The organism is Corallococcus sp. 4LFB, from assembly GCF_046520365.1.
Lineage (GTDB): Bacteria > Myxococcota > Myxococcia > Myxococcales > Myxococcaceae > Corallococcus > Corallococcus caeni.
This window is the reverse complement of record NZ_JBKGHJ010000089.1, coordinates 1-20,563: the sequence shown is the minus strand read 5'-3', so window position 1 is coordinate 20,563 and position 20,563 is coordinate 1. Positions and strand designations below refer to the sequence as shown.

Annotated in this window: 14 protein-coding genes, 1 other RNA gene and 1 pseudogene; 5 read left to right on the top strand and 11 right to left on the bottom strand. The window is 67.3% G+C overall.

Annotated elements, in window-relative coordinates; genetic code table 11:
• The 3 genes and pseudogenes from ACLEQD_RS12585 to ACLEQD_RS12575 all read right to left on the bottom strand — a co-directional run.
• On the bottom strand, window positions 1-563 hold a 563-nt coding region (locus tag ACLEQD_RS12585), incomplete at its 3' end, for a phosphopantetheine-binding protein (RefSeq protein ID WP_410383871.1).
• Window positions 564-649: 86 nt separating this feature from the next.
• A pseudogene (locus ACLEQD_RS12580) lies at window positions 650-3,298 on the bottom strand (non-ribosomal peptide synthetase); the annotation flags it as partial.
• A gap of 347 nt (window positions 3,299-3,645) precedes the next feature.
• On the bottom strand, window positions 3,646-5,532 hold the full coding sequence (locus ACLEQD_RS12575) for an OmpA family protein (protein ID WP_410383869.1): 1,887 nt from the start codon (window positions 5,530-5,532) through the stop codon (window positions 3,646-3,648).
• Window positions 5,533-5,729: 197 nt separating this feature from the next.
• On the opposite strand from ACLEQD_RS12575, the gene ACLEQD_RS12570 reads away from it, so the two are divergent.
• Window positions 5,730-6,746 carry a DUF3616 domain-containing protein gene (locus ACLEQD_RS12570; RefSeq protein WP_410383867.1) on the top strand — a complete coding sequence of 339 codons (1,017 nt, stop codon included), beginning with the start codon at window positions 5,730-5,732 and terminating at the stop codon, window positions 6,744-6,746.
• Window positions 6,747-6,767: 21 nt separating this feature from the next.
• On the opposite strand, the gene ACLEQD_RS12565 is transcribed toward ACLEQD_RS12570, so the two are convergent.
• From ACLEQD_RS12565 to ACLEQD_RS12555, 3 genes are all read right to left on the bottom strand, one after another.
• Window positions 6,768-8,357 carry a M16 family metallopeptidase gene (locus tag ACLEQD_RS12565; protein ID WP_410383865.1) on the bottom strand — a complete coding sequence of 530 codons (1,590 nt, stop codon included), beginning with the start codon at window positions 8,355-8,357 and terminating at the stop codon, window positions 6,768-6,770.
• A complete protein-coding gene (locus ACLEQD_RS12560; protein WP_410383863.1) occupies window positions 8,357-9,721 on the bottom strand; it encodes a M16 family metallopeptidase in 1,365 nt (454 codons plus the stop codon). The genes ACLEQD_RS12565 and ACLEQD_RS12560 overlap by 1 nt, the downstream gene beginning before the upstream one ends.
• Before the next feature lie 108 nt (window positions 9,722-9,829).
• Window positions 9,830-10,837: a zinc-dependent alcohol dehydrogenase family protein gene (locus ACLEQD_RS12555; protein ID WP_410383861.1), complete on the bottom strand. Its 1,008-nt coding sequence runs from the start codon at window positions 10,835-10,837 to the stop codon at window positions 9,830-9,832.
• Window positions 10,838-10,991: 154 nt separating this feature from the next.
• On the opposite strand from ACLEQD_RS12555, the gene ssrA reads away from it, so the two are divergent.
• Window positions 10,992-11,355, top strand: a transfer-messenger RNA (tmRNA) gene (ssrA, locus tag ACLEQD_RS12550).
• A 52-nt stretch (window positions 11,356-11,407) separates the two neighbouring features.
• Here the strand turns inward: ssrA and ACLEQD_RS12545 are convergent.
• The gene (locus ACLEQD_RS12545) at window positions 11,408-12,895 is read right to left on the bottom strand and encodes a hypothetical protein (protein ID WP_410383859.1); all 1,488 of its coding nucleotides are present in this window, start codon (window positions 12,893-12,895) and stop codon (window positions 11,408-11,410) included.
• A 216-nt stretch (window positions 12,896-13,111) separates the two neighbouring features.
• Entirely contained in the window at window positions 13,112-13,834 is a 723-nt protein-coding gene (locus ACLEQD_RS12540; protein WP_410383857.1) for a hypothetical protein, read from the bottom strand.
• Window positions 13,835-13,954: 120 nt separating this feature from the next.
• Here ACLEQD_RS12540 and ACLEQD_RS12535 point away from each other — a divergent pair, with 120 nt between their 5' ends.
• Window positions 13,955-14,884, top strand: coding sequence for a DUF4365 domain-containing protein (locus ACLEQD_RS12535; RefSeq protein WP_410383855.1), 930 nt, complete (start codon window positions 13,955-13,957; stop codon window positions 14,882-14,884).
• Here ACLEQD_RS12535 and ACLEQD_RS12530 read toward each other — a convergent pair.
• The 3 genes from ACLEQD_RS12530 to ACLEQD_RS12520 all read right to left on the bottom strand — a co-directional run bounded on the left by ACLEQD_RS12530 (window position 14,867) and on the right by ACLEQD_RS12520 (window position 18,089).
• The gene (locus ACLEQD_RS12530) at window positions 14,867-16,687 is read right to left on the bottom strand and encodes a DEAD/DEAH box helicase family protein (RefSeq protein WP_410383853.1); all 1,821 of its coding nucleotides are present in this window, start codon (window positions 16,685-16,687) and stop codon (window positions 14,867-14,869) included. The genes ACLEQD_RS12535 and ACLEQD_RS12530 overlap by 18 nt on opposite strands.
• A 69-nt stretch (window positions 16,688-16,756) precedes the next feature.
• Complete coding sequence (locus tag ACLEQD_RS12525; protein WP_410383851.1) at window positions 16,757-16,993, bottom strand: hypothetical protein; 237 nt, start codon at window positions 16,991-16,993, stop codon at window positions 16,757-16,759.
• Window positions 16,977-18,089: a PD-(D/E)XK nuclease family protein gene (locus ACLEQD_RS12520; protein WP_410383849.1), complete on the bottom strand. Its 1,113-nt coding sequence runs from the start codon at window positions 18,087-18,089 to the stop codon at window positions 16,977-16,979. The genes ACLEQD_RS12525 and ACLEQD_RS12520 overlap by 17 nt, the downstream gene beginning before the upstream one ends.
• Before the next feature lie 144 nt (window positions 18,090-18,233).
• Here ACLEQD_RS12520 and ACLEQD_RS12515 point away from each other — a divergent pair, with 144 nt between their 5' ends.
• Both ACLEQD_RS12515 and ACLEQD_RS12510 read left to right on the top strand, forming a co-directional pair.
• Window positions 18,234-18,785 (top strand): hypothetical protein, encoded by a 552-nt coding sequence (locus tag ACLEQD_RS12515; RefSeq protein WP_410383848.1) that lies wholly within the window; start codon window positions 18,234-18,236, stop codon window positions 18,783-18,785.
• A 278-nt stretch (window positions 18,786-19,063) separates the two neighbouring features.
• Entirely contained in the window at window positions 19,064-20,128 is a 1,065-nt protein-coding gene (locus ACLEQD_RS12510) for a DUF3800 domain-containing protein (protein ID WP_410383846.1), read from the top strand.
• Window positions 20,129-20,563 lie beyond the last annotated feature (435 nt).

The window sequence follows — 20,563 nt, the reverse complement described above, 5'->3', positions numbered from 1 at the left end:
CAGCGTGGCGTCGCGCGGGTACTCGGTCTCCGTCGCGTTCCATTCCACCAGCACCCGCTGGCGCATCTCGGCCGTGAAGGGCGCCACGGTGTCGCGTGGCTGCTCGGCGGTACGGGCCTCCCATTCACGCGCGACGTCCTCCAGCGGAACCGTGGGCGCGGCCCGCGTGCGGGACTCCTGCGACTTGCGCGGTGCCGGGACCGGTTGCCCTTTCCCGCGAGCGCCTCGTCGATGAGGCGGGCCACGGCATCCAGCGTGGGAGACTCAAACAGGCGCCGGAGGGGCAGCTCCACCGTGAAGGCCTGCCGGATGCGGCTGAGCGCCTGCGTGGCCAGCAGCGAATGGCCTCCCAGGTCGAAGAAGTGATCATGCGCCCCGACGCGCTTGACGCCGAGCAGCTCCTGCCACAGCTCCGCCAGGCGCTGCTCGGTGGGCGTGCGAGGCGCGACGTACTCCCGAGGGTCACTCCCCGCCAGGTCCGGAGCGGGCAGCGCCTTGCGGTCCACCTTGCCGTTGGTCGTGAGCGGGAGCGCGGGCAGCACCACCACGGCCGACGGCACCATGTACTCGGGCAGCGCGTCCTTGAGGGCGCCCGCAGCTCGGGGCCATGGGCGGTGACGCCGTCGCGAAGCACGACGTAGCCCACCAGCCGCTTGCCACCGGGGCCGTCCTCGCGCGCCACCACCACCGCGTCCCTCACCGGGGGCAGCTTCGCCAGCGCGGCCTCCACTTCGCCCAGCTCGATGCGGAAGCCACGCACCTTCACCTGCGCGTCCGCGCGGCCCACGAACTCCAGCGTGCCGTCCTCGCGCCAGCGCACCACGTCGCCCGTGCGGTACAGCCGCGCACCCGCCTCACCGGAGAAGGCATCCGGCACGAAGCGCTCGGCCGTCAGCGCGGGCCTGCCCGCGTAACCACGCGCCACGCCCACGCCGCCCAGGTGCAGCTCGCCCTTCACGCCCACGGGCACGAGCCCGCCCCGCGCATCCAGCACGTACGCGCGCACGTTGGCCAGGGGCCGGCCGATGGAGGGCACGTGTCCGTCCGCCGTGCACTCGGTGAGCGTGGCCATGACCGTGGCCTCCGTGGGGCCATACGTGTTCAGGAACGTGCGGCCCGGAGCCCACCGCGCCACCACCTCCGGGGGCAGCGCTTCACCCCCCGAGATGACGGTCCGAAGCGCGGGCAGTCCTTCCGGAGCCGTGGCCGCGAGCGTCGCGGGCGTGAGGCTGATGACGGTGAGGGCTTCGTCGCGCAGCAGCTTGCGCAGCGGCTCGCCGGGCATCAGCTCCTCCAGCGGTGCCAGCACCAGCGTCGCGCCGCTGCACAGCGTGGTGAAGATCTCCTCCACCGACAGGTCGAACGACAGGCTGGCGAACTGGAGGACGCGGCTGCCCGGCCCGATGCCGTAGGCCGTGGCCTCATGTGCAACCAGGTTGCACACGCCACGGTGTTCGATGGCGGTCCCCTTGGGCGTGCCCGTGCTGCCGGAGGTGTAGAGCACGTAGGCCAGATTCCGGGGCCCCACGCCGGAGGCCGGAGCCAGCGCGCTCTCCTTCGCGAGCCCCTCCCGCTCCGCGTCCAGGCACAGCGCCCGGGCCCGCATCCCTTCCGGGAAGCGCTCCAGCAGCGGAGCCTGCGTCACCAGCACGCCAGCGCCGCTGTCCTCCAGCATGAAGGCCAGGCGCTCACGCGGCAGCAGCGGATCCACGGGCACCCACGCTCCGCCCGCCTTGAGGATGCCCAGCAGCCCCACGGCGACGTCCAGCGAGCGCTCCACGCTCAGGGCTACCCGGGCCTCCGGCCCCACCCCCCGGCGTCGCAGCGCCTGCGCGAGCTGGTTGGCCCGCGCATCCAGCTGCGCGTACGTGAGCGCCTGCCCCTGGAACCGCACGGCCACCGCCCCGGGCGTCCGCCGCGCCTGCGCCTCGAAGAGGGAGTGCAGGCAGCGGTCCTCCGGAAAGGGCGCGGCGTCTCCGGCCCACTCCCGCTGGACCCGCATCGCCTCCGCCGCGTCCATCAGCGGCAGCTCCGACACTCGCCGGTCCGGATCCGCGACCGCGGCCTCCAGCAGCGTGCGCAGGTGCGCGAGCAGCCGCTCGATGGAGCCGGGGTCGAAGAGGTCCGAGCTGTACTCCGCCGTGAGGCGCATGCCCTGGCGGGGCAGCTCCATGGCGATGAGCGACAGGTCCGTCTTGCTGGTGCGGTTGTCCACCGGCTGCGCGTCCAGGACGAGCCCCGGCAGTCGCAGCGGCGGCAGGGGCGCGTTCTGCAGCGTCAGCGCGACCTGGAAGAGGGGATTGACGCTCAGCTGGCGCTCCGGCTTCAGCGCGTCCACCAGCTTCTCGAAGGGCACGTCCTGGTGCGCGTAGGCCTCCAGCGTCGTCTCCCGCACGCGCGCGAGCAGCTCGCGGAAGGACGGCTGCCCGGACAGGTCCGTGCGGAAGGCCAGGTAGTTGGTGAACAGGCCGATGAGCCCCTCCAGCTCCACGCGGCCGCGGCCGGCCACGGAGGTGCCCACCACCACGTCCTGCTGGCCGCTGTAGCGCGACAGCAGCACCTGGAAGCCGGACAGCAGCACGCCGAAGAGCGTGTTGCCCTCCGCGAGCGCCAGCGCCTTGAGCGACTCCACGAGCGCGACGGGCAGCATCGCGTTGATGCGCGCGCCGCGGCCGGAGAGGACCGCGGGGCGGGGCCGGTCGGTGGGCAGCTCCAGCACCGCGTCCGGATCCAACCGCTCGCGCCACCAGCCCAGGTGCGACTCCAGCACCTCGCCTCGCAGGAACTCCCGCTGCCACGCGGCATAGTCCGCGTACTGCATGGGCAGCGGCGGCAGCGGCGAGGGCTTCTCTTCCGCGAGCGCCAGGTACAGCGCGCTCAGCTCGCGCACCAGCACGCCCATGGACCAGCCGTCCGTGATGATGTGGTGCAGCTTGAGCAGCAGCACGTGCTCCAGCGCATCCAGCCGGTACAGCACGGTGACCAGCAGCGGCCCCTTCTCCAGGTCGAACGGCCGGCGCGCCTCGTCCGTGAGCAGGCGCTGGAGCTCGGCCTCCCGCTCGGAGGCGGGCCGCGCCTGGAGGTCCACCACGGGCAGCGCCAGGTCCAGGGCGGGCGCGATGTGCTGCACGGGCCGGCCGTCCTGCTCGATGAAGGTGGTGCGCAGCGGCGCGTGGCGCCGCACCAGCGCCTGGAGGCTGGCGCGCAGCACGGCCACGTCGAGCACGCCGGAGAACCGCACGCGGACGGGGATGTTGAAGGCCGCGCTGCCCGGGCTCAGCTGGTCCTGGAACCACATGCGTTCCTGGCTGAAGGACACGGGCGCAAGCGTGGGGCGGACCTTGCCGCGCAGCAGCTCGGCCAGACGCGCGCGCTTCTGCTCCGGCGCCGTCCCCGCGCCGTTACCTTCTGTTTCAAATGTCCCCATGTATTGAGAATAACCCGTCAGCGAGGGGGCCTGGGTGAAAGCCGCCCTCGGCGTTATTCCCGTTGGTTTCGACGCGGCGCACCCGGCAGGACGCGTCGTGAGACACGGGGATGGGGTCTCGAAACGGGGCATTTTGCCCCGGGCCTCCAATGCCCCCGCGGAAAAACAAAGGCAGCGATTGGGGACGGCCCTCGCACGGGCCGTCCCAGGGGACCGCGTTACTTCTTGCCGGCGGGCTTGCTCGCGTCCGGCGCGGCCTGGGGCTTCGGCGGCGTGCCCGGTCCGGGCACGGGCTCGGTGCCGGGCGGCGGCGGCTGGCCGTTGGGCACGAGGGTCTCCTTCGGGCCGGTTTCGAGCTCCGACTTCACCAGCTTGAAGTCCACGCGCCGGTTCTTCGCGCGGCCGAGCGCCGTGTCGTTGGTAGCGATGGGCCGGTCGAACCCGAAGCCCTGCGACGTGAGGCGCTTGCGGTCGATGCCCTTCTTCACCAGGTAGTCGAGCACCGACTTCGCGCGCCGGTTGGACAGGTCCATGTTGAGCTGGCGCGAGCCCTTGTTGTCCGTGTGCCCTTCAATCTGCACCGGCCCCAGCGTGGGGTTCTTCACGAGCACCGTCGCCACCTCGTCCAGCAGCGGGTACGACTGCTTCTGGATGACCGCGGAGCCCGTCTCGAACAGGATGTTGCCCTTGATGCGGATGCGGTCCGATTCGACGACGACGTAGGGCGGGGCGTCGTACGGGCAGCCGTTGTTCTCCGGCGGGCCGGCCACGTCGGGGCAGTCGTCCTCGCCGTCTGGGATTTCGTCGAAGTCCGTGTCCGGGCAGCCGTCGAAGTCCTTCAGGCCGGGCACCAGGGGGCACTTGTCCAGCGGGTCGATGACGCCGTCGCCGTCGGTGTCCTTGTCGGGCTCCACGGGGCAGCCCTTGTTCTCCTTCGGGCCGGGCTTGCCGGGGCACGCGTCGTCGCCGTCCGCCACGCCGTCGCCGTCGTTGTCCGGATCCGGGCAGCCGTCCTGGTCCTCGAAGTCGTCCTGGTCCTCGGGCTGCGTGGGGCAGCGGTCGCGAATGTCGGGCACGCCGTCGCCGTCCGAGTCCGGCCCCTCGTCCTTGAAGGTCTTGTCGTAGCGCAGCGCCAGCATGACGCGCAGGGCCTCGCGGCCGTAGCCGGTGGTGACGTTGAGGCCGCGGCCCACGTCCAGCTCCACGCCCCAGTCGCCCCACACCTTCGCGCGGGCGCCCACGAGCAGCTCCCACGGCGACTTGAGCGACTCCGCCTGGTCGAAGTTGAAGGGGCGCGCCAGCGGCGTGCGCAGGTGCATTTCCGCGGTGGCCTTCACCTCGCGCAGCCGGCTGATGTCCGGCAGGTCCACGATGCCGCCCGCGCCCAGCGTCAGCTCGTCGTCCACCCGCAGGTTGAGGTACTGCGCCGCGGGGCGCACCAGCACGCCCGCGTTGCCCAGCACGCGCACGGGTCCCAGCTGCTTCTCCACGGCCAGGCGCGGGGCGAACACCACGCCGCGCTCACCCGTGAAGCTCTGGGCGCTGCCGGTGGGCAGCCGCACCTCCGCCACCAGCGCGAGCCCCAGCGGGAAGCGGTCCGGGTTCAGCAGGCTCACGCGCGGCAGCACGCGGAGGTCGCCCAGCGTGGTGCTGCTGACGCCCGCGGCGCCGGGAAAGTCCGGCGAGTTCAGCGCGTCACCCAGCAGCGAGAAGTTGTCGCCCTGCACGAGCGTGAACGGCAGGTCCACGCCCAGCTCCAACCGCTCCAGCAGCTGGTAGGAGAACAGCAGGTGCGCGTCCAGCCGGTACGGGATCAGGTCCCCCAGCTTCTCGTTGCCCAGCTTGAGGGCGAGGATGCGCCAGTTGAAGTCCAGCAGCAGCGCGCCCCGGTAGCTGCCCACCGGCTCCACGGTGGCGCCTTCCAGGGCAATGCCGCTGGACTGCGCGGCCGTCGGCTTCACCGGGACGGCGTCGAACCCTCGTGAGAAGGGGTCGGGTTGGGCGTGGGCCGCTGCCGTGGTGAGCAGCAGGCCCAGGACCGCGAGTCGCAGGGCCGCGCCGCACGCGGACCGGCTCCACGAAGGTTCGGAGTCGGGGCATTGCATACCGAGGCTCTTAGCACCCACCCACCCCCGCCGGAAGAAAACCCACCCCCCGCGTGCGAGCTACAGCCTCATGCCATTTCTACAAACCCCGGGCGTGAGTGGCTCCGCGCGACACCCTGTCGGTTACGACACACTTCCCGGAGGGCCATCCGTTTCCCGGCGCGCGTGACGCCGTGCGAGCAGCGAGAAGAGGGGCCATGAACCGGTGGCTCCTGTGGGGATGTGTGTTGGTCGCGGGCTGCGGCGCCCGCGAGGCGAACGTGCGGCGCGACGCGCTCCCCGCCGCGGCACCTGAAGGCACGGTCGTCTTCGAGGAAAGCTGTGACGCGTCCGGCGCGGTGGAGCTGGGCCACGGCCTGTTCGTCGTGGCGGACGACGAGGACAACATCCTGCGCGTCTACGATGCGCGCAAGGGAGGCCGTCCGCTGCGCACGGTGGACCTGTCACCGGCGCTGGAGTTGCCGGTGAAGAAGAAGCCGCCGGAGACCGACATCGAAGCGGGCTCGCGGCTGGGCAACCTGGCCTTCTGGCTCACGTCGCATGGCCGCAACAGCTCCGGCAAGAAGCAGCCCGCGCGCCTGCGCTTCTTCGCCACGGGCGTGGGGGACCTGGAGCACGTCCAGCTCGTGGGCCCGCCGTACACGCGGCTGCTGGAGGACCTGCTCGCGGACCCGAGGCTCGCGCCGTACGGGCTCGCGCGGGCGGAGCCGCTGCCGCCCAAGGAGCCTGGGGGGCTCAACCTCGAGGGCATGACGGCGATGCTGGACGCGCCCGGGATGCTCATTGGCTTCCGGAGCCCGCTGACGCAAGGCAAGGCGCTGGTGGTGCCGCTCTTGAACCCGGAGGCGGTGGTGCGCGACGGCGTGTCCGCGCGCTTCGGGCCGCCCCGGCTGTTGGAGCTGGGCGGGCTGGGCATCCGCTCGCTGTCGTCGTGGCGGGGGCGCTATCTCATCATGGCGGGGGCCACGGCCTCCGAGGCGAAGTCGCGGCTGTTCACCTGGAAGGGCGGAGACGACGCGCCGGTGCCGGTGACGTCGGTGGACCTGTCGGGCGTGAACCCGGAGGCGTTCTTCACGCCGGACACGTCCGACGACATCCTGCTGCTCAGCGACGACGGCACCGTGCAGGTGGAGGGCGTGGAGTGCAAGCGCCAGAAGGATCCGGCGCTCAAGCGCTTCCGCGGCGTGTGGACGGCGTTGCCGGAGAGCCCCTGAGCGCCGGAACGAGCGCGGACGTCAGCGCTCCATGAACTCCGCCGCCGGGACGACCTGGATGGCGTCCGGGCGCACCGGGAGCTTCTGCTGGATGATGCGCTCATCCAGCTTGAGCAGCTCCGGCGACTTGGGCGACGCGTAGGTGATGGGCGACGGCGCGCCGGACTTCAGCTTCTGCGCCAGCCCCTGCGCGTCCTCCGTGACGAACACGAACGCCAGCTTCTCCGGCGCGAGCTGCCGCTTCACGGCGGCCTGCACGGACTCTGGCGTCATCGTCTTCAGCGCGTCCCGGAAGTGGTCCAGGAAGTTCGGCGTGCCGTAGTAGAGCGAGTCGATGGCGAAGCCCAGCCGGCGCTGATCGGTCTGCTCCCACAGGCGCGTGTAGCCCTGGAGGAAGCCTCGCACCAGGTCGAAGCGCTCCTGGGTGAGGGGCTCCTTCGACATCCGCTCCAGGAAGTACACCGCGCCGCGCGTGGCGAACACGCCGTTGGCGGGCACCACGGGGCGCAGCCAGAGGGACACGTCCTGCTGGGTGCGCACCAGGTTGGTGCGGTTGAACGTGCCGTTGCCGCGGTCCTCGATGAAGTGCTCGACGTAGGCGTAGTCGCCGTAGTTGAGGCCGCGCTGCTCGCGCAGCTCGTTGAAGAGCACGCCGAGGAACTGGCGGTGCTCGCCCAGGTTCGACAGCGCGAACGCCACCGGGAAGAAGTCCGGGTCCCCCCGGCGCAGCGGCGTGACGAAGCCCATGCTCACGGCGGTGGAGAGCGTGGGCTTCTGGAGGATGAGCGTGCGCCCCGCGGACGACTTCACGGTGGGCAGCTCCACCCGGGGCGCGCCCGTGGCGGGCAGCGCGCCCAGGCGCGAGGTGATGGCTTGCTGGAGCTGCGCGTCCACCGGCCCCGCGAGCCCGATGACGAGCCGGTCCTGCGTGAAGACGCGGCGCGCGTGGGCCTTCACGTCCTCCAGCGTGAGGGACTGGAGCCCCTGCACGGTGCCGCCGGTGTAGTGGGCGTACGGGTGCCCCGCGTAGAGCAGCGCGTCCAGGCCCACCTTGCCCAGCGTCTCGTCGTCCTCGCTGCGCAGGCCGTTGCGCACGGCGTTGAGCGCGTTGGCGCGCAGGCGCTCGAACTCCGCGGGGTCGAAGCGCGGCTGAAGCAGCGTGTCCGTGAAGAGCTCCAGGAACGCGGGCAGGAAGTCCTGGTGGACGCGGCCGGAGAGGGTGGTCATCTCCTTGGCCGTCACCACCTTGAGCTCGGCGGCCATGGGGTAGAGCGCCTCCAGCAGCTGCGCGGCGGTGAGCTTCCGCGTGCCGCCCTCCGCCATCAGCTTCGCGGTGAGGGCGGTGAGGCCCTCCTTGCCCTTCGGGTCGTCGATGGAGCCCGTGTGGAAGACGAGCCGCAGGCTGACGAGCGGCGTGTCCGGCCGGGCCTGCACGACCAGCTGCATCGGCTGCGGCTGCTTCAGCGGCACCGCGGGCACGGCGCCCGGCTCGGGCGGCGGCTCCCCGGGCGGGTTCTGCGGCGGCGTCTCAGGAGCGGGCTTGTGGTGGGCGCAGCCGGTAAGCGACAGCGCGGCGGCCAGGACGAGCAACACGGTAGCGCGGGTCTTCATCACGGCGTCCCTCCGGCGGCGGCGACCTTGGGGGTGAGGGTGAGGACGGTGAGGTTGGCGTCCTTGAGGTACTTCCTCGCGAACAGGGTGATTTGCTGGGGCGTCACGCTGCCCAGCTGCTTCAGGTAGCTGGCGAGCGCGTCGGGGCGGCCCATCACGCCCGCGTAGAGGGCCAGGTCGATGGCCACGTCGCGCGGCGTCTCCAGGTCCATGAGCAGGCCGTAGCGCAGGTGGTCCTGGATGGCCTTCAAGCGCGCGGCGTCCACGGGGGCACCGGCCACGGCCGTCACCTCGCGGCGCAGCACGGCGTCCACGTCGGCGCGGTACTTCTCGTCCTGGAGGGTGGCGTCGATGGGGAAGAGGTACGGGTCGCGGTGGGGCGTGGTGTAGACGTTCAGCGACTCCACGTACTGCTTCTCCAGCACCAGCTCCTTGTACGCGGGGCTGGTGTCGCCCACGAGGTACTCGGCGAGGATGGCCTGGAGGGCGGCGTCCGGCGTGTCCGCGCGCGCGGCGGGCGTGTGCCACGCGAGCACGTGGCGAGGCTGCGTGGGCTGCGGCCAGTCCACGTGGACGGCGCGCGCCTTCGTCTGCTCGGGCTCGGTGGGGATGGTGACGTTGGTGGGCTGGCGCTGCCATCCGCCATAGGCCTTCGTCACCTGGGAGAGCACCTGCGCGTCGTTGAAGTCACCGACGATGAAGAGGGTGGTGTTGGCGGGCGTGTACCAGCGCTCGAAGAACGAGCGGCTGTACGCGTACGCCTGGGGCATGGCCTGGATGTCCTCGTAGAAGCCGAGCGTGGTGTGCTGGTACGTGTGGCGCTGGAAGGCCGTCTTCGCCAGCGCCTCCTCCAGCTTGAGGTCCGGGCCCGCGGCGTTCTTGTGGTACTCGCCCAGCACGGCGAGCGCCTCCGTCTGGAAGGCCGGCTCGGAGTACTCCAGGTTCTGGAAGCGGTCCGCCTCCAGCGCGATGAGCTTCTCCAGGCCGGCGGTGGGGCCGTACACCTGGTACACGGTGATGTCGTCGGTGGTGAACGCGTTGTCGTCGAAGCCGTAGCCGCCGAGGATGCGCTCGCGCTGGCCCTCCGGGTTCGCCTTCGTCCCCTTGAACATCATGTGTTCGAAGAAGTGGGCGAAGCCGGTGCGGCCGGGCTCCACCTCGTTGCGGGAGCCCACGCGCACGGCGGTGACGTACGCGACGATGCCGGGCGAGTTGAACGGCACGCGCACCACGGTGAGCCCGTTGGGCAGGCGCGTCGTGTTCAGCGTGTAGGGGAAGAAGCGGGAGGCTTCCGCAGGCGGCTCCGCGGACGCCGGGAGCACCGGCATCAGGAGCAGCAGCAGGAGGGGCAACAGGCGGCGCATGCGCGGACCCTTTCAATGCTGGGAAAGCGCGGGACGTTACGCCGGAGGAAGGGCGGAGGGGGGCGGCTTTCTGGCCGCGCGTGTCACCTGCGCGCCACTGCCCGGGCCTCACACGGTGATGACAATCTTCCCGAAGTGACCGCCGGACTCCATGTATTGGAGGGCCTCGCGAGCCCGGGCGAAGGGGAGGACGCGGTCGATGACGGGCCGGGTCTTCTCCCGCGACATGGCCTTGAGCATGTCCTCGAACATCTCGCGGCTGCCCACGTAGGTGCTGACGACGCGCAGGTGCTTGCTACTGGTGGCGGCCGTGTCCGGCTTGCCGGGGGCGCCGGTGAGCAGGCCGATGAGCGCGATGTGGCCGCCCTCCTTCGTGGCCGCGACGGAGCGGGGCAGCGTGCCCGCGCCGCCCACCTCCAGCACGTGGTCCACGCCCTGGCCGCCGGTGAGCGTGAGGACCGCCTGCTCCCAGTCCGGCGTCTGGCGGTAGTTGATGAGCCCGTCGGCGCCCAGCTGCTTCGCGCGCTGGAGCTTGGCGTCCTGGCTGGAGGTGATGATGACGCGAGCCCCGAGGAGGCGGGCGAACTGGAGCGCGAAGATGGACACGCCGCCGGTGCCGAGCGCGAGCACGGTCTGCCCGGCCTGGAGGCCGCCCTGGGGGACGAGCGCGTTCCAGGCGGTGACGGCGGCGCAGGGCAGGGTGGCGCCCTCCTCGTAGGAGAGCCAGTCCGGGAGGAGGGCGAGCCCTTCGGCGTCCAGGCAGACGTACTCGCAGAGGACGCCGGGGACGCTGCCGCCGAGCGCATGGGCGACCCGCTCCGGGGTGCGCTCGCCGTCGGTCCAGACCTGGAAGAAGGTGGGGGCGACGCGGTCGCCGACCTTCACGCGGGTGACGCCGGGGCCCACGGCGACGACTTGGCCGGCGCCGTCGGAGCAGGGGATGAGGGGCAGCGTCAGCCCCGGGTAGGTGCCGCGGGCGATGATGAGGTCGCGGTAGTTGAGGGAGACGGCGTGGATGCGGACGAGCGCCTGGCCCGGGCCCGGCTGGGGCTGGGGCGTCTCCACGAGGGTCCAGCTGGAGGCGCCGGTGGTGTGCTGGAGCTGGTACGCCTGCATGGGAGGGCCTCCGGGGGGCTCGCCCGAGGGGCAAGCGGGGAAGGGGATGTTGCCGGAGCGACCTCCATGCATTCAGGAGGATTGACGGAGGGCGTTCAGCGGTTAATGTAGGTCGAGTGCGGAGCAGCGGTGGCCGCATGACGTACATCGAACCGGGGGCGACCTGGCTTCGACGGGGGCAATGACGTTCGAGACGCGTGCCGAGCTTGTTGGGTGCTCGTAAAACTTCCGACAACAACACAAAAGCCAACGACAACGTTGAGCTCGCGCTGGCTGCCTAACTAGCAGTCTCTAGTGCGCGGTCCCCCTGCTCTCGGTCCGTGGGGTAGGGATCGGCCGTCATAATGCGGACTGGCTGCCAAGGGTGCCTGGGCCCGAGGCGGCGAGATCTTTCCAGGACCGGCATCAGGAATCCCGTCCGTGGGAGTCCGGGTGACGTAGCAAATCGCGGACTACGCACGTAGGGTCGAAGAGCCGACGGCTTTCGGACGAGGGTTCGATTCCCTCCGCCTCCACAGTGAAAGAGCCTGGCAATCCAGTACGGGTTGCCAGGCTCTTCCTTTTCCGGGGCTAGTTCTTCACGTCCCGGCCCAGGGTGATGGCGTAGCTCACGCCGCCCTGCTCGACGACCTTGTCACCGGTGGCCTCCGACTCCGAGTGCTGGACGACCTGCATCTCGAAGGTCTCCGTCTGGTCGCCCACGTCGGCCTGGAAGGTGACGGTGGCGTGCGCCTCCGCCCCCGGCGCCAGCACCAGGTCCGTGAGCCGTGCGCCTTCCACATCAATGATGCGCACAAGCCCCTCCCCCACGATTTCGAAGCCCGTGCCGCGGCGGCTCCACTTCGCCCACAGCGCATCGTCCAGCTTGAGCAGCACCTGGCCGCGCTCGATGAAGGAGGCCTGGCCGGCCGCTGGGCGGACCTCCAATTCCAGACGCGACGAGCGCTCCGCCAGCACGTTGAGGACGCGGAAGTCGAACGACGCGGCCGGGCGCAGCGGCGACAGGTTCACGACGTTCACGTTGCGCCACGCCAGGTTGTTGTTCTGGGCGGTGGATACGAGCGTGTTGGAGCCGGGGAGCAGCGGGAAGCTGATGGGATCGTTGGGCGCCTCCCAGACCGCCAGCAGGCAGTAGTGGCCCGGGGCGGGGACAGAGGTCCACGGCACCTGCACCTCCGTGATTCCCACCGGGATGCTGACCGGGATGGTGTTGATGAGGGTCCAGCTGGTGGGCCAGACGGCCGCGCCTCCGGAGGCCGTGGAGTAGACCCTCAGCGTGCCGGACGTGGGCGCCGGCGTGGGGAAGGGCGGCGTGCCCACGTTGTTGAGCTTCACGTAGACGAAGTTGGTCTGGCCGAACTCCGGGTTCTCGTTGCCCGGGCAGCCGGCGTTCTGACAGACGCGGATGTCCGGGCTCATCCAGATGGGGGTGGAGCCGTAGGAGCCCGGTTCCACGCCCACGTCGCTCGGGATGTCGCGGATGAAGACGTCTGTGCGGCAGCGGGTGATGACCAGCGTGGCGGAATCCACCGCGCTGTCATCCTGGACGATGACGTCCAGGTAGCCCTGAGCGTTGAGCGTGGGCAGCAGGTTGGTGCCGGTGCCCGGCAGCGAGGCCAGATTGAGCGCCACGACGCCGGTGCTCAACCAGGGAATGCCCAGGTTGGTGAGCGACTCCCCCCAGCCCGGAGCGGCGAAGGTGCCGAAGGGGTTCACGAACCACAACCCCAGGCTGTCGTTGCTGCCGCCGCTGCGCACCGTCATGCGGAGCGTGGCACCGCAGATGCGGCCGCCGGTGGTGAGGTTGGAGAAGGTGGTGGCGAAGTAGCGGTCCGCGCCCTGCTCATCAAACTGGCGGATGCCGGGGATGGAGTAGTTGGCGGCGACCCAGGTCTGCAGGCCCGGGCTGGGCGACACGGGCTCCGTGGGCAGGGTGAAGGTGTCCGTGACGCCTTGCGTGTACGTCTGCGCGCCAGCCGCGCCGCTCCAGGCGAGCGCGAGCACCGTGGACAGCTTCAGGACGGACCCCAGGAGGGACCGGTGGAGGGGGTGGTTCATGCGTTCCTCTGTCTTTGAAGGGATGCAGTGGACGCGGCCGGAACGGTAGGGCTGGGAAATAACAGGCCCGGAAGAACGCCAGCGGGAAGAGAACCGCGCGGCCAAAGGCAGAGCAAGAACAGGGCCTATGGTTGGTCAGAGTGGGGGTGCGTCTGGGAGTGGCTTGGATTGAAACCCGTCCGGTTACAACCGGGCGCGTGGATGTGGCGCGAAAGGTTATGAGGGGAAGTACGTACCCATGCCGGCCACCGTTCCGCATGCCGCCCCTGCGGGGAGACACCCATCGACGCCTCGCTGACGCTGCTGGCCATTTATGACAGACTTCGGTATAGCCCTCTCCCGACTGACAAGGCGTGTGGCGACGTCCTTCCCCGTCCCCAAGCGAAGTCCTCCACGCCACCGAGGCCTTGCTGGGCGACGCAGTGGATGCGCGGGCGACCTCTTTTCCTTGAGACTGACGCTGCTCCAGCGGTAGCCCTCAATGCCCTTCCCGGGCTTGCCGTCCTTCTTGGGCAGCGTCTTGGGGAAGACCTCGCAATCGATGAGGAGGAATGCCCCGGCCTGCTTGTCGCCGGTGAACTTGGCGAGCTGCTCCAGAGACAGCTCCTGCTCCTCGGCGCCCGCCAGCGCCATGACGAAGGCCTTGAAGCGCCCTCCGCCGTTCTTCTTCGCGTCGGAGAGGTTCTCCACGTAGGAGGCCACCATGCCGATGCGGCTGGGCTCGCTGGCGGGCTGAGTCCGCTCTGCGGACACCACCTTCAGCTCAGCGATGGCGGACAGGCCCTTGAAGCCGTCCTTGGTGCGGATGGACTGCACCTCCAGCCTGTAGCGACCGGCCTTGAGATACTGCGCGTCGAGCGCCGCCTGGGCGCTGACGATTCGAGAAAGTGCCGCGTTGCTCATGTCCTGCTGCTCCCGTTGGGGGACGTCGAAGGACATCCCCACTTGATCAATGGGGGCAGTTATGGATGGCCTTTATAAGTAAAGTGGTGTTCGCCGAGGCGACGCCTTCGCTGTGAGTTAGGCTGCCTGCTGCGGGAGCCAGAAAGAGGTCTGAGCATGCCAATTCGTCCACGGGCGCACATCATTGAAGACCTTTCGCGATCTAGGATTTGTGATGTTATTGCGAGAGAGATGGGGTGGGTGGTTGAGAGTCTGCATAAAGATTATGGCGAAGATTTGTTTGTTCGAATCTTCAAGGATGGTCGCGCAACTCCTTTGTCATTTTTTATCCAGGCGAAGTCGTCCGATGAGGTCGTTGGGCGGGCAGGCGGGAAATGGATGTCTGTCCGGGTTAAGACGGAGCATTTGCGGCACTGGATGGACTTCTGGGAGCCGCTGTTTATTGTGCTGCATGATGCAAAAACAGATGGATTGTATTGGGAATCTGTTCACTATTTTCTTGAGACGGAGGCCGGTCGTAAGTGCTTGAGGGTGAGAAGCAAGACTGCGACTGTGCGCATCCCGCTTATGAATCGCCTGGATAAAGAGGGGTTGAGAAGGATGCTTGTGATCACGAAAAATCGTTCTCGACGCCATGCGAACGAGGCAGAGGGGGCTCAGGTTTTGCTTGATATGCTCCATGCGGTGGGTGTTGAGATTTCGGATTACAATCCGTCTCGGGAGATGGTTATCAGAAAGGAGCCCGATGGTGGGTTGTTTATTGTTGCTTTTGGCAAGACCGCCGAGTTGATCAGGGCAGAGGGGAAGGGGGATGATCCCGATTTTTTCAATGAGGCGGTTCGGAGTTCCATTGAGGAGCTTGATCGCGTTACTAAGGGGCGGAAGGTTAAGCTTTCGGATTTAGATGAGGAAGAGAAGGGGGATATTTATATGTTTGACAAAGGAAGCGATCGGAGTCGAGTTTTTTGGGAGACGTGGGATGTTGACGAGTTGATTGCTGCGGCAAGGAAGAGGCGGCGCTCAGGGGCGCGCACTTCAATCGGTGGCGGAAATGTTGCAAAGAAGGCGTTACGCAGAAGGAGTTGATTTTATGGATGGTTTGTTTTTGCCTTCGCTTGCTGTGCTAGCGGGGAGAGTGAACTTTTGCGGCTGTCCGTCCGTCTGCTGAATGAACAGCGCCCGATCACGAGCCGTCGCGAAGGCTGCTGCGTAGTCCTGTGAGTGGAGGCACACCTCCACCTCGACACAAGCCGCCTGCTGCCCAGGGCGGTGCGTGCGCGCGAGGAGCTGCTCCCAGAGGGCGCCGTCCGAGGGCGGAGTCACCACGAGGTTGCGGCAGAACTGCTGGAGGTTCTTCCCCGTCGCATGGGCCTTGATGCTCGCGACGATGGAGCGCCGCCCGCTTTCCTGGAGGATAGTCTCAGACGCCGCGCGTCCCCCGCCGTAGAAGGGCACGCCAGCGGCGCGGGCAATGCGTTCCCCCAACTCCGGGAACTCCACCCAGACGATACCCACTTGTGAGCGCGCCCATTCTGCCGCGTCCTGAACCAGGAAGTCTGACACCCACACGGCTTGAGGCTCAGGCTGCACCGCGTCGTGAAGCTCCGCCCAGTCCGCCCATGTCGCCGCCTGCCACACCGGCTTATCCCCCTCGTAGGGCGGCACCATGTGCGCGCGGATGGCGGCCTTGGTGAGCAGCCCCGGCGAGTCCAGGTGTTCGCGTCGCTCGCCCTTCAGCTCCTCCCATACCTCCTTGTTCCAGGCCTTCCGCTTCGCGAACCACTCCTCGATTAGTTCTAACGGCTCGCCCCGAGGGTAGCGCCAGCGGTGATAGAAGCCCGCTGACAGCTGACGCGCGCAGGCCATGGCCTGGAGCTGCTCTTGGAACTGCTCTCCATCCGGACGCTCTCCACCGTGTGCTAGCTCGATGAGTGCCAGCAGCTCAGCCGGCACAGGCCCCGGATAGCGCGGGCGGATGATGAGCGGCTTGTCAAGGGCGCTCTCGTCCGTGGCGACGACGCCGCGCGTGTCGTTGCGGCGGCGCCGGAAGCCCTCGTGGACGTGCTCCTCGGGCTCGCACAACCGCTCCAGCGCGCCAGGTGGGGCTATCACCTTGCCCGGGTCCAGCGCCGTGCCCCATTCCTCCACGACGTGGTGGGCCAGTGGGAGAGGCGAGCCCTCACGCAGCGCCAGCCGCGACAGGTGCGCGTAGTCCTTGATGCTCTTGGACGCGAACGTGCCCGATAGCGCCACGAGCCGCGTCTCCGGGCGCTTCTCGAAGTAGCGGAGGAAGCGCCCAGTGCGCGAGGCCTTCGGGTCCTTGAGGTTGTGTGCCTCGTTGAGGATGACGAGGTCCGGGCGGATGCGCTCCAGCAGGTCCGTGGCTTCCTGGCTGGAGAGTTTGTTGTAGGTGATGACGTGCAGCACCGGCAGCCCCGGCCGGAACCAGCGTCCGCCCGCGAGGTTGGGGAGCCGCCAGTGCGCGCCGTAGTAGTCCCATTCCGCCGTGAACTGCGGCAGTAGGTTGGCGGGGATGAAGAGGCATGCCACGCGGCAGCCCGGCATCACCATGGGCATGAGGAACGTGGTCAGCTCCTTGCCGTGGCCGGTGCCGATGGGCCCCAGCAACCCGCCCACGCGGGACGCCTCCAGCAGCGCCAGGGCCTGGACGCGCCGCAGGCGCGTGGGACACGGACGGGCAGGGGACATGGCCGCGCAGCCACACGGGCCTGCAGGGGCGCGCAGCTGGGCCTCCAGCGCCTCGATGTCCGCCGTCGTGTAGGACGCGGCCAGGTCGCGGCGGGGCAGGGCGAGGATGCGGGAAAGGTCCGAGGACCAGCCCACGGGCGAGCGGCCCGTGCGCGAGTAGCTCTCGGCTACCTGGGGCACGTCGCCTGGGAGCGGGGATGGCGGCTGGGCACGCCAAGGCGCTGGAGGAGCTTCATGGGCGGCCCTCGGCTACCGGACGCCCCGGACGAAGTGCCCCGTGCCGCACAGCGGCTCCAAGGCCTCCACGGCCACCTGCATCAGCTCGCTGCCGGCCACGCCCAGGGCGGCGTAGGTGCCGGGCTCGGGAGGCTCGGCGCGGATGGTGGCGGCCAGGACGCCCTTCCACTTGCCGTAGGCCAGGGGCGAGTCGTTGGGGGCGACGCGGATGTCCACGACGCCGCACTCCTGCTCAATCTTCGCCACCATGCGGCCGACGTACCCGGCCAGCGGCTCGGCGGGGCAGTTGGGCACGCAGTCCACGTAGAGGGACAGGCTGGCCTCGGCGGGCCGCGTGGGCTCGGTGGCGCGGGCGGCCTCCATCTCCGCCTTCGTCCGCCGCTTGCGGCGCGGGACTCGTCGCTGACCGCTGGGCGGGCTGCTCGGGCGCGGGGGCGGACGCGAGGGCCGGGTTGCTCTTGGGCGCGTCCGGAGGCAGCACCGCCGCCAGCTCCAGCTCCGGAGCGGCCTGGGCGGGGACGAGCGGCGCGGAGGCCGTCACGGGGACAGCCACGGTGGGCTGCGTGGACGGAGTCTGGGGCTTCAGGATGCGGTCCATCAGGGCCATGGGCTTGCTTCCTTGCGACTGCGAGTTGAGGCAATGCGCCTGGAAGGAGCACCCGCCGTACTTCTGGCAGGCGCTCCAGGTGGGTTTGACCTGGCTGGGGGAGGTGGCCCGCGCGACGTCGCGCATGCGGCGCGCCATGGGCTCGACGTGCGTGTGCCACTCGTCGCGGACGTGCTCGACGCTGACGGTGGCGACGACGGAGCGGGAGAGCTTCGCGCCGTGGGTCTGGAAGTAGAGGTGCTCCAGCTCCAGCCGCTTCAGCCCCGGGAACCGCTCGGCGTCGAGGACGGCCCAGTAGCCGTAGCCAACCATCTGGATGCCAGCGTCGTGGGCGGCGGAGGCGAGCTGCTCGGGCGTGGCGGCGTAGCTGGCGATGGACTTCGTAGTCTTGTGGTCCGTGACGCGCAGCACGCCCTCGGCGCGGCGTCGCGGGTTGACGAGGTCGATATAGCCGGTGAGCGGGATGCCGTCCGCGAAGAGAGGGGAGGGCCGGCCGAAGTGCTCCTCCACCAGGAGGTCAGGCCCCGGCGCGGGGAGCAGGTGCTTGCCGGCTGCTGCAAGAGGGCCAAGGACGTCCTGGCCCGTGCGCAGGTAGTGCTCAAGTTGGGCGTGGACTGCGGTGCCAAGGTCTCGGGCCTTGAGGGGCCGCTCAGGCAGCCGGAGGACTTTGGCGAAGAACCACGCGCGCTCGCAGAGGGCGAACTTCCGCAACTGCGAGACGGACAGGCTGCGGAGCATGCCGCCTTCGACTGCGTGTTGCTTCGAGCCGTTGGTGGGTGGACTCACCCCCACTCAATGGGGGTAAGCTCTACCTGCATTAACTGGTGGATTCTCGATTAGCTATGTCGACAATGCATTTCGTCAGACAAGGAGCGCCACGCCATGCTCGGCACAGTAATGCTTGATGTGTTCAAAAAAGATGAGACCCAGCAAATTGCTGATGCTCTCGACCAACTTTGCTCTGCTGATGATAACTATGGATGGGCTTCGACAGGAGTCTATTCTTTTTTTAATCCGGAAACCAAGGAAACGCTTTACCTGGGTCTGGCTCAGGACCTCACTGAGCGATTTCGGCAACATACAGGGGGGCTCGCCTGCGACCCCAGATGCTGCAAAAAAGACAAGATTGATGCGTACTTCCAGGTCAATGAAAGGCTTGGGTTTGGGGTGTTTGTTCAGTCGCCTCTTTCGCAGCCTGTAATCCGGCGAAAAGGGAGGGCGGGAGGTGACTTTGAGGATGATGATTTGGCAGGCCTAGATGATGCGCAGTATGCGGAAGGTTTACTGATCGAAGCCCATAGATTGGCATATGGGAAATTCCCTCCATGGAATGTCATTGGTGGGGATAAAAGAGGAGGAGCAAGGGCGACTCAGGAGAATGTGGCTGTTGTTAATGCTCTGAGTGGGGGGGGGGATGTCGTTTGTTGTTGCTAGATCAACGTTGAGGGAGTTGGCGAACGATTCTGGCCTGGCTGACTGTGAAATAACATTGCATGCAGCTCGGCTTTTTGCTGCTTTTGATTCGGATCTCCTTAGTGGCTTGGAGACTCTCTTTCATATTCAGGGTGAAGAGGTGCCGGCAAAGTGTTTGGAGTACCTCAAGAGAGAGCTTCGTCTGTAGTGTTGCGCGGTGGATACTTGGGGATTGAGTAGTTGGGTTGGGTTGTGAAGCTGTATTTGACGTCTTGGGGGTTGTGTTGAGGACGATATATTTGGATGAGTGTGGTTATACGGGAGAGGATCTGGCCGACCCCGTTCAGCCTGTTTTTGTCGTGGCAACTCACGGATTGAGTGATGAGGAGTGTTCTGGGCTGAAGCAGCAATTCTTTGGTCATGTTCAGGCGCCCGAATTGAAGCATATGAAGCTTCAGGGACGGGCGCGAAACGAAGAGGCTATTCTTTCCTTTTTGCGGCACGTGCTTTCCGGCGATAGCCAGGTTCGGTTTGGAATAGTTCATAAGCCGTTTGCGCTCGTGACAAAGATGGTTGATATATTGACGGAGGAGATGATGCATAGGGATGGGGTTGATCTCTATGAACGTGGAGGTCATATCGCCTTGTCGTGTCTTATCTACTATACGCTTCGTGCGGAGGGGGGTGGACTTCTGAATAACGTCAATCGCCTCTTCCAGCGTGTTATGCGAGTGCGGACCGTTGATGCGCTGAGGGAGTTCGATGAGTTTGTTTCGCGCCCCCAGCCTATTGAGGTGATCGATGATGCCCTAGTGTACATCAGGGCCCCATTGCGACGCTTGCCGGATGAGTATGTTCTGAAATTTCCTGAGAATGCCTTGGACCTTTCTATGACTTTAGGGTTGCAGTGTATGTATGCGTGGAAGCGCGCTGCTGTAGGTGAGATGAAGGTTATTCATGATGCGTCTTCGAATATGGCAAGGCGGCGAGAGTTTTGGGACGCAATTCTGTCCCCCGGCGCGCCGCCTGCGCTTGTTGGGCGATTTGGTGATCCGGTAGTGTTCCCGATAGGTGTGAAGGAGACTGTTTTTGCAAATTCCAAGGCGGAGGTAGGTCTGCAGATTGCTGATGTTATTGCTGGGGCAGTTGCTCGTTGGGCAAAGTGGCTCGCTCTTGGAGGGCCGGAAACCGACAAATATGCCGAGCAGTTAAATCGGATCTTCGCTGATGCTGAAAATTGTGTTGCCGGAGTTGTGTGGCCTGACCCGGAAATCACTTCTCGTAAGGAGATTTCTGGGAGTGTGAGTCCAATGGATTATGTGGCTGGTATGATTCAGTCGGTTTCTATGAGGAAGGGTGAGTGAGAAGTTGGCCTGGAGCGACGCTTTGTGTTTGTGAGTGGTTTTAGGTCTGTGAGTGGCTCATTGTGTGGTTGTGTCGCTAAATTGCTCATGGAGAGGGCCTTCGAGGACCTGTTGCCTGCGGTGCAGTCAACAAGTCCTCTGGCGTTTTGTGCATGCGAGGTCGGCGCCCGTCCACGCGGCGCTGGTGCTTCTCGAATCCGAGCGTGACGAGGCAGGTGCCAATCTCAGTCGAGATGCGGTGGTCCACGTGTGCGGTGGGCATGCCAATCGCCTCCGTTGCCACCTGAAGGATGGACACCTCAGCGGGGGTAACCGTCCGGCCAACGACGTGCCGGATCGCTTGAAAGCAGACGGGATGCATGCGGTGACGCGCGGCGCGCTGGATGGAGCCGGATGCTTCAGGACGCGTCGGCTGCGCGCAGACGCTTCCACTCG

Bases quoted from the DNA above. Each gene is read 5' to 3' on its own strand.
- ACLEQD_RS12520 (WP_410383849.1), bottom strand. From the start codon at position 18,089: ATGCTCCGCAGCCTGTCCGTCTCGCAGTTGCGGAAGTTCGCCCTCTGC.
- ACLEQD_RS12575 (WP_410383869.1), bottom strand. From the start codon at position 5,532: ATGCAATGCCCCGACTCCGAACCTTCGTGGAGCCGGTCCGCGTGCGGC.
- ACLEQD_RS12555 (WP_410383861.1), bottom strand. From the start codon at position 10,837: ATGCAGGCGTACCAGCTCCAGCACACCACCGGCGCCTCCAGCTGGACC.
- ACLEQD_RS12545 (WP_410383859.1), bottom strand. From the start codon at position 12,895: ATGAACCACCCCCTCCACCGGTCCCTCCTGGGGTCCGTCCTGAAGCTG.
- ACLEQD_RS12535 (WP_410383855.1), top strand. From the start codon at position 13,955: ATGCCAATTCGTCCACGGGCGCACATCATTGAAGACCTTTCGCGATCT.
- ACLEQD_RS12540 (WP_410383857.1), bottom strand. From the start codon at position 13,834: ATGTCCTTCGACGTCCCCCAACGGGAGCAGCAGGACATGAGCAACGCG.
- ACLEQD_RS12525 (WP_410383851.1), bottom strand. From the start codon at position 16,993: ATGGTGGCGAAGATTGAGCAGGAGTGCGGCGTCGTGGACATCCGCGTC.
- ACLEQD_RS12565 (WP_410383865.1), bottom strand. From the start codon at position 8,357: ATGAAGACCCGCGCTACCGTGTTGCTCGTCCTGGCCGCCGCGCTGTCG.
- ACLEQD_RS12515 (WP_410383848.1), top strand. From the start codon at position 18,234: ATGCTCGGCACAGTAATGCTTGATGTGTTCAAAAAAGATGAGACCCAG.
- ACLEQD_RS12560 (WP_410383863.1), bottom strand. From the start codon at position 9,721: ATGCGCCGCCTGTTGCCCCTCCTGCTGCTGCTCCTGATGCCGGTGCTC.
- ACLEQD_RS12570 (WP_410383867.1), top strand. From the start codon at position 5,730: ATGAACCGGTGGCTCCTGTGGGGATGTGTGTTGGTCGCGGGCTGCGGC.